Origin of the sequence: Paenibacillus shunpengii (assembly GCF_042684905.1) — a bacterium.
GTDB classification, from domain to species: domain Bacteria; phylum Bacillota; class Bacilli; order Paenibacillales; family Paenibacillaceae; genus Paenibacillus; species Paenibacillus shunpengii.
On the sequence record NZ_JBHUMJ010000002.1, the window covers coordinates 399536 to 413665 of the forward strand.

9 protein-coding genes are annotated in these 14130 nt (G+C 48.8%); 8 read left to right on the top strand and 1 reads right to left on the bottom strand.

From position 1 onward, the window contains the following. The first annotated feature begins 341 nt into the window (after window positions 1-341). From ACFSVM_RS01710 to ACFSVM_RS01720, 3 genes are read left to right on the top strand one after another with little or no spacing between them, the layout of a single operon-like run. Window positions 342-1265 carry an ABC transporter permease gene (locus ACFSVM_RS01710; protein ID WP_090726417.1) on the top strand — a complete coding sequence of 308 codons (924 nt, stop codon included), beginning with the start codon at window positions 342-344 and terminating at the stop codon, window positions 1263-1265. A 16-nt stretch (window positions 1266-1281) separates the two neighbouring features. After that, window positions 1282-2190 carry a carbohydrate ABC transporter permease gene (locus ACFSVM_RS01715; protein WP_379260057.1) on the top strand — a complete coding sequence of 303 codons (909 nt, stop codon included), beginning with the start codon at window positions 1282-1284 and terminating at the stop codon, window positions 2188-2190. Between the two features lie 39 nt (window positions 2191-2229). Further along, on the top strand, window positions 2230-3852 hold the full coding sequence (locus ACFSVM_RS01720; protein WP_076312195.1) for an extracellular solute-binding protein: 1623 nt from the start codon (window positions 2230-2232) through the stop codon (window positions 3850-3852). 91 nt (window positions 3853-3943) lie between these two features. Here ACFSVM_RS01720 and ACFSVM_RS01725 read toward each other — a convergent pair whose 3' ends face one another. Beyond that, entirely contained in the window at window positions 3944-6226 is a 2283-nt protein-coding gene (locus tag ACFSVM_RS01725) for a helix-turn-helix domain-containing protein (RefSeq protein ID WP_379262839.1), read from the bottom strand. 112 nt (window positions 6227-6338) lie between these two features. Between ACFSVM_RS01725 and ACFSVM_RS01730 the strand changes: the two genes are divergently transcribed. The 5 genes from ACFSVM_RS01730 (at window position 6339) to ACFSVM_RS01750 (ending at window position 14128) form a co-directional block, all read left to right on the top strand. After that, window positions 6339-7727: an alpha-L-fucosidase gene (locus ACFSVM_RS01730; protein ID WP_379262841.1), complete on the top strand. Its 1389-nt coding sequence runs from the start codon at window positions 6339-6341 to the stop codon at window positions 7725-7727. Window positions 7728-7748: 21 nt separating this feature from the next. Beyond that, the gene (locus tag ACFSVM_RS01735) at window positions 7749-9035 is read left to right on the top strand and encodes an alpha-L-fucosidase (protein ID WP_090726305.1); all 1287 of its coding nucleotides are present in this window, start codon (window positions 7749-7751) and stop codon (window positions 9033-9035) included. Between the two features lie 73 nt (window positions 9036-9108). After that, window positions 9109-10446 carry a glycoside hydrolase family 125 protein gene (locus ACFSVM_RS01740; protein ID WP_076312191.1) on the top strand — a complete coding sequence of 446 codons (1338 nt, stop codon included), beginning with the start codon at window positions 9109-9111 and terminating at the stop codon, window positions 10444-10446. Further along, window positions 10443-11480: a carbohydrate-binding family 9-like protein gene (locus tag ACFSVM_RS01745; protein WP_076312190.1), complete on the top strand. Its 1038-nt coding sequence runs from the start codon at window positions 10443-10445 to the stop codon at window positions 11478-11480. Before ACFSVM_RS01740 ends, ACFSVM_RS01745 begins: the two co-directional genes overlap by 4 nt. Beyond that, window positions 11477-14128: a transglutaminase domain-containing protein gene (locus tag ACFSVM_RS01750; protein WP_379260061.1), complete on the top strand. Its 2652-nt coding sequence runs from the start codon at window positions 11477-11479 to the stop codon at window positions 14126-14128. The genes ACFSVM_RS01745 and ACFSVM_RS01750 overlap by 4 nt, the downstream gene beginning before the upstream one ends. The last annotated feature ends 2 nt before the right edge of the window (window positions 14129-14130 follow it).

Below are 14130 nucleotides of genomic sequence, written 5' to 3' on the forward strand. Positions count from 1 at the left end.
TAAAGTTGGATCGAAATAAACAGTCATTTTCTATTGGTATTTTTCCGTTTTCACATATGTAATCGCTTTCTTATGTGCGAAAATAACATATTATTGAATTGTAAATTGTTGACTATAACCTGATAAAACCTTGATGTATCAACGTTTATGCCGTGTGCCAAAATGACATGTTTACGAAATGAAGCCTTATCCACTATCGTTAACCTAAAGCTGCGCCAACAAAACTGACATATCAGGATTTGTATTTGGAGGCTTGCTCCTGGCGCAAGATCAAGATGAGTGATGACAGAAGGAGGCGAACCTGTGTGCAGGAGATCAAGGCGGTCAGTAAACAACAGACGATGTCGAGGCCAAAAAGCAGCAGAAAGCAATGGCAGAAGATCTGGAGAAACTGGGAGCTGTATTTGTTTATTGCACCGGCATTTTTGTATTTTCTTATATTCCATTACGGACCCATGTATGGCATCCAGATTGCGTTCAAGAATTACAATCCGGTTCGCGGGATATTCGGCAGCCCTTGGATTGGCTTCGATCACTTTATTCGATTCTTTGACTCTTATTATTTCTGGGATTTGATGTGGAATACGCTGACGATCAGCTTATATGAGCTGGCTGTTGGTTTTCCGATTCCGATTATTCTGGCGCTGGCATTCAATGAACTGAAGCACAAGCGCTTCAAGAAGCTTGCCCAGACCGTCACTTACGCACCTCATTTTATCTCCATGGTCGTTATGGTCGGGATGATCATTTCATTCCTATCACCTTCAACGGGGATTCTAATCCATTTTATTGAATGGCTTGGTTTTGATGCCCCAGCCTTTCTGACAAGTCCAGCCTGGTTTAAGACGGTATATGTGCTGTCCGGCGTATGGCAGAGTGCCGGGTGGGGAACGATCATCTATCTGGCTGCGTTGTCAGCAGCAGACCCTGGCCTTCATGAGGCAGCCATCATTGATGGGGCGAACCGGCTGCAGCGGATATGGAACATTAACATTCCTGTATTGGTGCCAACGATGACCATTCTGCTCATTCTGAACATGGGAAGTCTGCTCGGCGTCGGCTTCGAGAAGATTCTCCTCATGCAGAATCCGCTGAATATGGAATCTTCGGATGTCATTTCGACCTTTGTATACCGTTCAGGGCTTGAGAATGCGCAGTACAGTTTCTCAACGGCTGTCGGGCTGTTCAATTCTGTCATCAACGCCATATTGCTCATTGTAGTTAATCAGATCGCACGCAGGACAAGTGAGAATAGTCTGTGGTAGAGGAGGGGGCTGGACAATGCTAACCGGTATTAAAGAAACGAGACAAGACAAAATTTTTCTGGCACTGAATTATCTCTATGTCACGATTGCATTTCTTGTTGTCGCTTATCCGCTGGTCTATATGATGAGTGCTTCGATTAGTGATCCAAAGGCCGTTGCTTCCGGAGCGATGTGGCTCTTTCCCAAAGATATTACCTTTGAGGGGTATCAGCGCGTGTTTCAGGATACACGGATCTGGTCAGGTTACGCAAACACCATTCTATACACCGTAGTCGGTACTGCGGTGAACCTGATGGTCACCATACCTGCAGCTTATGCACTCAGTCGAAGAGATTTTGTAGGAAGAAACTTTTTTATGGGGATGTTTATGGTCACGATGTTCTTCGGAGGAGGCCTTGTGCCAACCTATCTGCTGATCAAGGAGCTGGGTATGATCAACAGCATGTGGGCGCTGATTCTTCCATCCGCCGCGTCGGTATGGAACATTATCGTCTCCCGCACCTTCTTCCAGGGGACAATCCCGGGTGAGCTTCATGAAGCAGCGCAAATCGATGGATGCTCGAATTTGAAGCTGTTTCTCAAAATTATATTACCGCTCTCGATGCCAATCATTGCCGTCATGGCGCTCTTCTACGGAGTAGGACACTGGAACAGCTACTTCTCCGCTATGATCTATTTCAATGATTCGGATAAATATCCACTGCAGCTCGTGCTCAGACAGATTCTCGTTCTGCAGGAAATGTCGGCCCAAGGCTCTGGCATGATGGACAGCACATCCGCTACGGCCCTCAATAACAAAGCGGAGGTAGCAGCGCTCGTCCGATATGCCGTTATCATCGTCTCTACGCTTCCGGTCATCATTATCTATCCATTCTTGCAGCGCTATTTTGTACAGGGTGTTATGATCGGCTCCGTAAAGGGCTGATCGTTACCATATAAACCATCAGAAAAGGGAGTTGTTGTCATGAAGAGAGTTCGTAAGAAGTCAGCGGTTCTTCTCAGTTTGATCCTTTCCGCAAGCATGCTTGCCGCATGCGGAACCTCACCTTCTGAATCAGGCGAGACGGCGGAGCCCGGTACCCCGGAGGAGACTGGCGTTAAGAAAGAGGGCTTTCCAATTGTGGACGAGCCGATCACGATGACCATGATGTCCCAGGATGCTGGTGTAGCGGACTGGAGTAATATGCCGGTCCTGCAGGAAGCAGAGAAGCTCACGAACATTAAGTTCGAATATCAGCTCACACCGATTGACAGCTTCGCAACAAAGAAGAACCTTGTCTTTGCAAGTGGTGATCTGCCAGACGTCCTGTATGCAGCGGATCTCACACCGGCAGAGCAGGTGACTTACGGGACTCAGGGTTCTCTTATCCCGCTTGAGCCTTACATTGATGGAGGTTACGCACCAAATATTAAGAAATTGTTCGATGAGAATCCCGACATTCGCAAATCCTTTACAACACCTGATGGACATATATACGCCCTCCCATTCATCGACAGTGCTGCTGTCTGGTACCGCAGTCCAATGTGGTATAACGGCAAAATGCTGGAAGCCCTGGGTGTAGACAAGCTTCCGGGTACAACGGAGGAGCTGTATGAGTTTCTGAAAAGAGTGAAGACAGAAGATCCGAACGGCAACGGACAGGCTGACGAAATTCCGCTGACGTCGGTTAAGCTGGATGATCTGCGGATGTATTTCCTAGGCTTCTGGGGCATTTACGATCCGGTCGTTTATGTAGATAAACAGGATCAAGTTTTTTACAGTCCGATGCAGGAAGGCTACAAGGGTTATTTGGAATTCATGAACCGTCTATGGGAAGAGGAACTGTTGGATCATGAGACCTTCTCCCAGACGCCTGAGCAGAAAAAAGCTAAAGGCGAGAATAATCAGATTGCGGTCTTTAACGATTACTACTCCTACTTTACCTTGGGTGGAGATCCGAATGACGCAATGAATAATCCGCTGATGACTCCGGTTGCGAGCGAGATCGAGGGTTCTCCAGTCTATGGAATGCATCCAGGACTGTCCGCTAACGGCACCTTTGCGATTACCAGTGTGAATGAGCATCCGGAAGCAACTATGCGCTGGATTGATTATCTGTATACGATCGAAGGGCAAACCTTGTTTAACCAAGGCCCTGAAGGAACACTGTGGAAGTACACCAATAAGGATACGTATGAAAAAGAATGGCTTCCTGTTCCAGGCGGTGGAGATCGCGAAGAGTACAGAGGCACGATCACACCGAACTTCGGCATGCTGACCCCGGGATATAACACACCTGAGCTGACCAATGGGCTTAGAACAGAGTTTGATGATTGGATTAACAAGGAGAATGAGGAGAAGCTCGTACCGATTGGTAAAGCGCCTTTTCCGAATGCTTACTTGAATAATGAACAGCAGGATGAAGCCTCAGCGCTGCTCTCCGACCTCAACACGTATGTAACACAGATGGAAGCAAAGTTTGTAACCGGGGAAGAGCCTATGTCCAATTGGGACAGCTACGTGGAGCAGGTGAAGAAGATGGGCGGGGACCGCATTCAGGAGATTTATCAGGAAGTTTACGATACATGGAATGCCGCAGGACAATAAGACAGATTCTCTTGCTCTAATGTGAAAAAAGAAGAAAGCCAGCATCCTCTACGAAAGACCGTAGTTTACGGATGTTGGCTTTTTTCGCACACTAGCTGGCGGAGCCGCTTTCCTCATCATTATTGGTGCTGCGGTGCTGCTTGCGATATTGTCCTGGCGTAAGCCCGGTTTCCTTCTTGAATTTGCGGATAAAGTTCGGTGTATCCAGATAACCGACCTCCTGAATGAGATCCTTCAGCGGTGTATCGGTTGTCTTCAGCTGGTGGATCATTCGATCGAGCCGTTTCTGCCAGATGTACTGAACGAAATTGATGCCTGTCTTGTCCTTGAACGAACGGCTGACATGGGACGGTGAGATTTCAAATTCACAGGAAATCGTATCCAGGCTCAAGTTGTGATCTGTAAAGTGAGTATCAATATATTCAATAATCCGGTCAATTAAGGATTGTTCTTCCTGTTTGGAATCCTGCTCCACCTCGGTGCAGACCTGGGAAGCAAGAGAGAGCAGAACGGATTCCAGCTCTTTAAGAGAACTGCTGAATACCATGCCTGGAGCGATTCTTTGCAGCATATGATGCTCTCCCAGCTCGGTAGCGGTCTTTAAGATCGTGTTCAATAGATCAAAGCTGATGCATCGAACGAGAAGGGCCGGCAGCTTGGAAGTCGTAAGACTGTCCACGGACGAGCGGATCATCTGGGAGGCAATCTCATAGTTGCCCTGCTTGAGACTCTGTGTGAGCTTGAGCTGAACATGATTCGGTATCCAGAAGGAATGGCTTGGTGTCTTCGATAAGTCTGCAAACAGCGCTACAGACCCGAATTCCCCTGGAACGAGCAGATCAAAGGCAGAGCAGGCTTCGATATAAGATTGATTCAGCTCGTGAAGATGTTGATAACAGCTGCCTGTACCAATCATGGGTGTAATGGCAAATGTATTTATCAGCATGCTCCGTATTTGCTCAGTAATCTGCTTCACTTGCGCCAGTTCATCCAGTGCTTCGACGGTATCAAAATTAATAATGATAGCGAATTGATCCAGCTGTGTCAGTTCTACTCCATAACCCGTTGCCTCCAGCTCAGGCAGTTCAAAGCGAGCCAGGCGATGAATAATACGGCTGCGATGATCCATATTTGACGGCTTAGCTTCATTCCAGCTGACAACCATCACAAACAGACTGTGTTTGTTCAGATTAAGATCAAACAGCTGTGTGAGTTCTGGAGACAGATGCTCGGTATTTCCAACCTTTATCAGTGTGGACAGATAGTGATTGCGGGCAAAAGGCTCCTGTATATCCATGCGGGAGCTGTAATCCTGCAGAGCAGAGCGAATTCGCTCCAGCTCGTTTCGGTAACTGTGCTTTCCATTATTCTGAGTCTCAGGATAGCGTGAGGATGCGAATTCGACCAGCGACGAGATCGGACGATACTGCATTCGTGCCAGAACGAGCGCGATGACAGCTCCGATAAGCAGTACGAGCGCACTGATCATAATCATGACGCTTCGGACATCGATCACACTGCTGAAGAACTGGGAGCTCGGCATGACCGTCATATAAGTCCATCCATTGGATTCGGATTGAACCGATACAATGGAATGCTCTTTTCCATCCAGTGTTTGTTCATGGATGCCTGGAGCCGTTTCTTTAAACAGGGTTTGGGAAGCTTCCTCACTCAGGGTATCACCTTGACGATTCGCAGCCAGTACTTGGCCTTCTGCGTCCAATACGAAGGTGAGACCTTGATAGTTGCCAAGAATCGAGTCGATCAGATTGGTTATCTCTGCCTCCTTAATGAAGTACATGACGGTGGCATGAGGATTAAGGCTGTTGGGTGTGATTGGAATGAGGAAGGCCAGCTTGCGGTCCTGCACACCTCCGGTCCTGGTTACCAGATCAGCAGGTCTTACCGTCGGATGCTTCACTTCATTCAGATCACGATACAAGGACGGCTTGTCCCAGCTTGCAAAGCTGAAATTGTCTGCAAATACTTCAAAGTCAGTCAGACCTTTGCTGGAGTATATACGTTTGTCGTTGTGGAAGTATAAATGAATTTCATCAATCATGGAACTGGTCGCCTTGTACTGATCCAGAGCGCGAATCGCTTCCGGGCTGGTCCGTGTGTTGTTCACACGATAAGACGAGAGCCGATCATCATAAGAGATCCGTGAAGCAATGTCACTGAGCTCTTTCATTCGGCCATCAATGGTTACTTTCGTTTGAGAGAGTTGGGCTAGACGCGAGCTTTCAATTTCAGTACGGAGGGTTTCTACAGCATTTTCATAAATAAACACGGTCATGATTACGAGAGGGATTAGCAGAATGAACAGATAGGACAGGATGTACTTCAGAAACAGCTTGGATTTGAAATAGTCCATTCTCAAGGTGAAATGCCGCCTCCTTTTCCTATGAAATGGTCATTTCTTATACATGATAGCAATAAAAAAAAGATTTGGACATACAAATCTCGCTAAATAGGAGGAGTACATGATGAGTCAAGATCAGACGCAGACAGAAGCTTCACCTGCCGTAGAGCAGGGAGTTCATAATTACAGCAGCGAGGATAAGTGGATCAAGCCCGATGATCCGTTATTGCTGGAACGTTTGGAATGGTTCAAGGATCAGAAGCTCGGACTGATGATGCACTGGGGTCCTTACTCTCAGATTGGCATCGTGGAGTCCTGGGCTCTTAGTGATGAAGATGCGGATTGGTCCCGTGCCGATATTGAGTGGGATATTGACGGTGATGAGATGAAGCGGGAGTATTTCGAACTGAACAAAACCTTCAACCCGATTCGTTTTGAACCAGAGAAATGGGCGGAGCTTGCCGCAGATAATGGATTTAAATATTTGAACTTTACAACGAAGCATCATGATGGGTTCTGTATGTGGAATACCCGCACTACCGAATATCGGATTACTGGGAGAGATTGTCCCTTCTCAAGGCATAAGTATGCGGATATTACAAAGCATCTATTTGACGCTTTCCGTGCGCGGGGGCTTGGCATCTCGGCTTATTTCTCCAAGGCAGACTGGCACTCTCCCTATTATTGGGCTGAAGGGATGGAGCGAGGAAACAAGACATCACGGGGTCCGAGCTATAACCCTAAGGAGTACCCTTGGCTATGGGAGGAATTTGTACAGTTTACACATGAGCAGATTATGGAGCTGATGACAGACTATGGACGTATCGATGTTCTATGGCTGGATGCCGGTTGGGTTAACGACTACAGGGTTCAAAATATCCGCATTGGCGAAGTGGTGGAGAAGGCCCGTCAATTACAGCCTTGGCTCCTGTCTGCGGATCGCACGGTGGGAGGACCATACGAGAACCTGATCACACCAGAGCAGACGATGCCGGAACGAGCACTCCATGTGCCGTGGGAGAGCTGTATTACGATGGGTACCTCATTCTCTTTCAGATACGACGATGACTACAAAACCGTTCGGCAGCTGATTCATATGCTGATTGAGATTGTTGCAAAGGGAGGAAATCTGGCGCTGAATGTCGGACCTCAGCCAGACGGCCGATTGTCCAGAACAGCCATAGCCCGGATTGAGGGAATGGGGGCATGGCTGAAGGCTTATGGAGAATCCATATATGGAACAAGGGTCTGTGAACCCTATTCGATCGGTAATATTCATTTTACGCAAAAAAATGAGCAGACCTATGCTTTTTATCTCTATGGGGATGAGAAACAGGAGGTTAAACCCACGGTGGTGCTGCCATTAAATAATCAGGATATTGCCCGGGTTGATCTGGTGGCTGGAGCTGAGGGTCTCCCGTTCACGAAGACAGGGGAAGGGATTGAAGTTGAATTGCCGGAAGGCGAGCTGACCGGTGCCGCCCCGATCGCTCATGTATTCAGAATCTCATAAATCGAGAGGTGCGGAATCCATATGCAGAAGTGGTTTGAGGATGCGAAGCTGGGAATCTTTATTCACTATGGAATTTATGCAGTAGACGGCGTTGCGGAATCGTGGTCCTTTTATAACGGACGAATGACTTACGACGACTATATGAAGCAGCTGGACGGCTTTACAGCCTCCCAGTTTGATGCCGAGGCTTGGGCTGATCTCATCGAGCAATCGGGAGCGAAGTATGCGGTGCTCACTACCAAGCATCATGATGGTGTAGCCCTGTGGGACACGCAGTATAGTGACCTTAATACAGTGAAGAGAACGCCTGCGCGCCTTGACATTGTAAGGGAATATGCGGATGCAATCGCGGCTAAGGGACTGAGACTGGGGCTCTACTATTCGCTGATCGACTGGTCTCATCCAGATTATCCAAGCGTATACGAAGGAGGCAAGGTTCCAGAGGACACGGCTTCTGTGAATAAGTATTCTTATCCGGTAAATGGAATTCAGGACGAGGCGAAGTGGAGCCGATTTCTCAAGTTCAACAATCATCAGCTGGAAGAGCTGCTTACCGGATATGGCCAGGTAGACCTGCTGTGGTTTGATGGGGATTGGGAACGGAGTGCGGAGCAGTGGAATCTGCCTGCATTCAAGCATTACCTGCAATCCCTTCAGCCAGATGTCATTATCAATTCACGCCTTGCGGGACACGGAGATTATAAGACTCCGGAGCAAGGGCTGCCGATTACGCGTCCGGAAGGACCGTGGGAATTCTGTACGACGATCAATACCTCCTGGGGTTATGTACCGACGGATCAGCATTACAAATCACTGCATCAGATTGTCCGTATGTTCTGTGACTGTATCTCGATGGGCGGCAATATGCTGCTGGGTATTGGACCAAGAGAAGACGGTACCATTGACGACAGACAGGAGGCTGTTTTGCTCGGACTTGGGAAATGGATCAGAGCTCATGAGGAAGCTGTATACGGGACAAGGGAAGGAATTATGAGCCGATACTACGGTGAAGGGAGTACGCTCTCCGCAGATCGTAAGACGCTTTATTTATTTGTGCATGGAGATCCGAAGGACAGTATTTGTCTCAAAGGGCTGTGTAACCAAATCAAGAAGGCATCGGTGCTCCATTCGGGCAAGGAGCTGACGTACGAAATTCATGGCGGAGTTCCGTGGTTTCAAATTCCGGGTACAACCTGGATTCATCTGACACATGAGGATACGCATGAGCTGACTACCGTCGTCAAGCTGGAGTTCGATGAAGAAGTTGAAATGTACGGCGGTTCTGGTGCGGTGGTCACTCATAACTAAATGGGTGAGCGGTACTAGGGCTGCATGGTTAAGATACCTCACGATACGGTCGAGAAAGGAGCTTTATTCTTTCATGGATTCTTTTCAACTACCAAGCATACACATTCCAAAAATTCCGCTGCCTGAAGTTATCCAGCAGGTGCTGGGTGAGGCGGAGCAGGCGCTCTCCCACAGGCCCAAGCTCTCCAGGCTGTTTCGAAATTGTTTCCCGAATACATTGGAGACGACAGTCAAGCTGTTGGATGACGGGACGACATTTGTTATAACAGGAGACATACCGGCATCATGGCTTCGGGATTCAGTCGAACAGGTCATTCATTATGTACCCTTCGCGAAGGAGGATGCCGATCTTCGAAGAATAATAAGCGGTCTCATTAAGAAGCATGTCGAGTACATTCATCTGGACCCCTATGCGAATGCATTTAATGAATCAGCCAGCGACTGGCATTGGAACACAGCGGACGTCACCGACATGTCCCCATGGGTGTGGGAACGCAAATTCGAGATTGATTCCCTCTGCTTCCCGATGCGTCTTGCCTATCGTTATTGGCAAGAGACAGGAGATACGGCGGTCTATAATGCTGAGTTTAAGTCGGCAATGCGGATTATATATGATCTCTTCCGTACGGAGCAGCATCATGAGGCGCGGTCTCCCTATCGATTCATGCGTCATAATGGAATACCGGAAGATACGCTCGCAAATGAGGGACTCGGTATGCCGGTCAACTATACGGGGATGGTCTGGTCCGGCTTCCGCTCCAGTGATGATGCCTGTGATTTTCACTATAACATTCCCGGAAATATGTTTGCGGTTGTGGTGCTGCGCTATATGCAGGAGTTCGCAGACCGGATCTACCGTGATTCAAAGTTTGTGTCGGAGCTAAAGCAGCTGGAGGCAGAAATTAACCGTGGCATTATGTTGTATGGTATTTATCGACACCCGGAGTTTGGCCCAATCTATGCCTATGAGACAGACGGTTTCGGGAACTACTGTCTGATGGATGATGCAGGAACACCGGGGCTCTTATCTATCCCTTATCTTGGATACTGCACTTCAGATGATCCGATTTATCAGAATACACGCCGATTCGCTCTCTCCAAGGAGAACCCGTTCTATTATGAAGGGAGTCATGCACGGGGGATAGGAAGCCCGCATACGCCAGACCGATTTATTTGGCATATGGCACTGTCTATGCAGGGAATCACTGCGGGGTCTGCTGAAGAGAAGCTGGAACTTATACAAATGCTGGAAGCAACAGATGCGGATACAGGATATATGCACGAAGGCTTTCATGCCGATGATCCGCACAATTATACGAGATCCTGGTTCGCCTGGTCGAATAGTCTGTTCTCCCAATTTATTTATCAGGCCTGGCAGGATGGAATTCTGGAAGAGGAGGGGACATCATGAGACTAAGCGGGGTACCTGTCCCTCAGATCGGAGCGTATGAACCGAAGCATTATATTTGCCAGCGTGCGAAGGGGGAGGCGACACTTGACGGAAGACTCGACAAGCCATTCTGGGACAGAGCAGCGTGGACGGATAAGTTTGTCGATATTGAAGGCGATATCCGTCCCCAGCCAAGGCAAGATACACGAGTGAAGATGCTATGGGACGATGACTATTTTTATGTAGGGGCTGAGCTCTGGGAGGACAGCATCTGGGCTACGCTGACAGAACGTGACTCGGTGATCTTCTATGACAATGACTTCGAGATTTTTATTGATCCGGATGGAGACAGTCACGGGTACTATGAGTTTGAGATCAATGCGCTGAACACGGTGTGGGATTTGCTCCTTATCAAGCCTTATCGAGACGGTGGCCCTCCACTGGACAGCTGGGACATGAAAGGGCTGAAAACTGCGGTGCATATTGACGGCCAGCTCAATAATCCGGAGGCAGTAAACCGCAAATGGTCTGTTGAAGTGGCTATACCTTGGACCAGTCTGAAGGAATGTGCGAAGGAACACCGCGCTCCGCTGCCAGGTGAGTTCTGGAGAGTAAATTTCTCCAGGGTGGAGTGGAAGACAGAGGTTGTTGATGGAGCTTACCGCAAAGTGATTCATCCGGATACGGGCAAGCCTTACCCGGAGGATAACTGGGTCTGGTCCCCTATGGGACTGATCAATATGCATTATCCTGAGCTGTGGGGATATGTCGTATTTGCAGATGATGGGGGTCCAGATGTGTTCTGTATCTCTCAGGATGAACGGATAAAGTGGGAGCTGAGAAAGCTGTACTACCTGGAGCGTAATTTTGCAGAACAGACGGGGAGCTATACGGAGGATTTAACACGGCTTGGCTGGTCCTCGGAGCTGGGGATCAATCCAGAGGTTTATGCAGCGAAGCATTTGTTCCAAATTACGGCTGCGGCAGCAGACGGAAGCGGCACGTGGATTATTCGTGAGGACGGTAAACTGTGGAAGGAGAGTCATCGGATATGAATACACATACCTCGGTATTTTCACTTACACCTGAGAGAATGCAGGATATGGAGAAACAGCTTCGTATGAAGCAGCAGCTTGTCAGAACCAGAGCGGATGAGATATTTGCTGTTTTTCAGGAGCCGATGTCTATAGAAGAGGAATGGGCGCTGAAGTATGTGTATGCATACAGCCCGCTGCAGGATCTTGCAGATGTTCCAGGCTCGGTGTTTCTGAGTCATGTACGGTCTGTATTACGAATCCGGCAAGAGGTTCCGTGGGGGATGCAGGTCCCTGATGAAATATTTCTGCATTTTGTGTTGCCGGCGCGGGTGAATACCGAAAATATCGAGGATTGCCGGGCCCTATTTTATGCAGAGCTTGCGGATCGAACCCGTTCATTATCCATGAAAGACGCTATTCTAGAAACCAATTACTGGTGCTACGAGAAGGCAACTTATATCGGCAGCGATCTGAGAACTGCTTCTCCCCTGACCATGATTCGAAGTGCGCGGGGGAGGTGTGGTGAAGAATCTACGCTTGCCGTTACTGCCCTGCGCAGCATCGGCATCCCTGCTCGTCAGGTATATACGCCGAGGTGGGCCCATTGTGATGATAATCATGCCTGGGTAGAAGCTTGGGCGGATGGTACTTGGTATTATATTGGTGCATGCGAACCGGAAGCACGCCTTAATCAAGGATGGTTTACACCGCCGGCACGACGCTCAATGCTGATGAACACAAGGGTGCTGGGCAGCTACCATGGATCAGAAGATATTACGATAGCCAAGCCGTGGTTTACGGAGCTGAATCTTCTTAAGAACTATGCTCCTGCGAAGGAGCTCGCGGTTACAGTCAAGGATCAGGATGGAACGGCCGTGCAGGGTGCGGAGGTACGGTTTGAATTATATAACATGGCGGAATTTTATCCGATTGCAGCGCTTACAACAGATGAGAGAGGGGAAGTCTTCTTCAAGACAGGCTATGGTGATCTGCTGGTTCGTGCTGTATATCAGGATCACTGGCTGGAGCGCAAGGTGAGTGTTGCCGAAACGGACAAGGTAGAGCTGGTACTGAGTCTTTCCACTCCACCGGTACAAGAGAGCGGCGTTATGGATCTGGATCTGGTTCCTCCTCCTGAGCTGGAAGGCGAGGTGCTCCCGGAGCTGACGGAGCAGGCGGAATCCATGCATCAGGAACGAATGAAGGAAGGTGCTGCTATTCGTGCAGCATTTGAAGGCAGCTTTGTCTCCCCGGCCGAGAGCAGAATTCTTGCTGAACAGCTGGGTTTACCAGAGTCAAGAGTGTGGGAAGTCATGCAGAAGGCTCGCGGCAACAGTCACGAAATTGCGGAATTTCTCAATGAAAGCTCTCCCGAGAACGGAGAGTGGCCCCTTATTTTGCTGGAATCGCTCAATAGCAAGGATTTAATTGATACGTTCCGTCCTGTGCTTCACGAGCATCTGAGAAGGACTCTCTCGCTTCGAAATATGCTGCCTGACAGCTTGTTCATTCCTTATGTGCTCTGTCCGCGTGTATCTTATGAGATGCTTGGTCTATACAGAGAGCAGTTCCAGACTGCCTATAGCCGGGAAGAGCAGGACTCCTTTATTGAACAACCTGAGCTTCTGGCCGAACAGCTGAAAGAACAGTACATGAGCTCCGAAGATCTGCCGAATCTGAAAGGAAAAGGTACAGTCGCTGGGACTTACCGTTTGATGGCTGGTGATGAGGATTCCCTCGCTATCCTGTTTGTTGCCATGTGCCGCAGCTTCGGAATTCCCTCTCGTCTGCATCCGAACGAGCGAAAACCGCAGTATTGGCAGAAGGGGAGCTGGATCTATGCGGATCTTGGCATTAACGATGAGGTGAACAAGCGAATCGGAACCTTGCGTCTAGACCTTGGAGAGACACCAGAAGGTACGACGGGAGCTGCTGCTTATTATGAGAATGTTTCTATCGCTCGGCTTGTCCATGGGAAATATGTGACTCTGCATTTTCCGTTTGGCGAGAAGGACTGGTTTGCGGAACCATTGGAAGTCGAAGCAGGCTTCTACCGTATGGTTACCGGAGTTCGTCTCAAAGATGGTACCGTGAGGGCGAGATGTTCTTACTTTGAAGTGGAGGAAGGTAAAGAAACCCAAGTTAATATCACCTTCCGCAGCAGCGAGGAAGAGATCCCTGTTCTGGGGACGGTAGACAGCAATGTTCCACTGGGCTTGCAGGATGGCACAGCAGCCAGTATGTCTAATAATCTGCGACCTGATACTGCTCGAGGCATCCTTGCTGCCTGGATCGAGCCTGAGAGAGAACCGACGATGCACTTAATTAAAGAGCTTATCGATCTTAAGGTGGAGCTGGCGGAACGAAATATTCCAGTCGTATTAATTGCAGGCTCTACGGGGAACCCAACGAACTTGAGAAATGACCAACTGGAGAAGCTTCCAAGTCAGGTTCATCTAGCAGAAGGTGATTCAACTTCATTGCCCGAGTTGTTCCGGAGTCCTTCTGCCATAGAATCCGGGTACCCTCATCTAGTCGTGCTGGATGAAGCCAGTCAGATTCGTTATGCTTCGTCCGGCTACCGCATCGGAGCTGTAAGGGAAGCCATTCAGGTCCATTCACAGCTGAACCGGCAGCTTCGCGAAGTGAAGCAGACGGGAGGATAAGC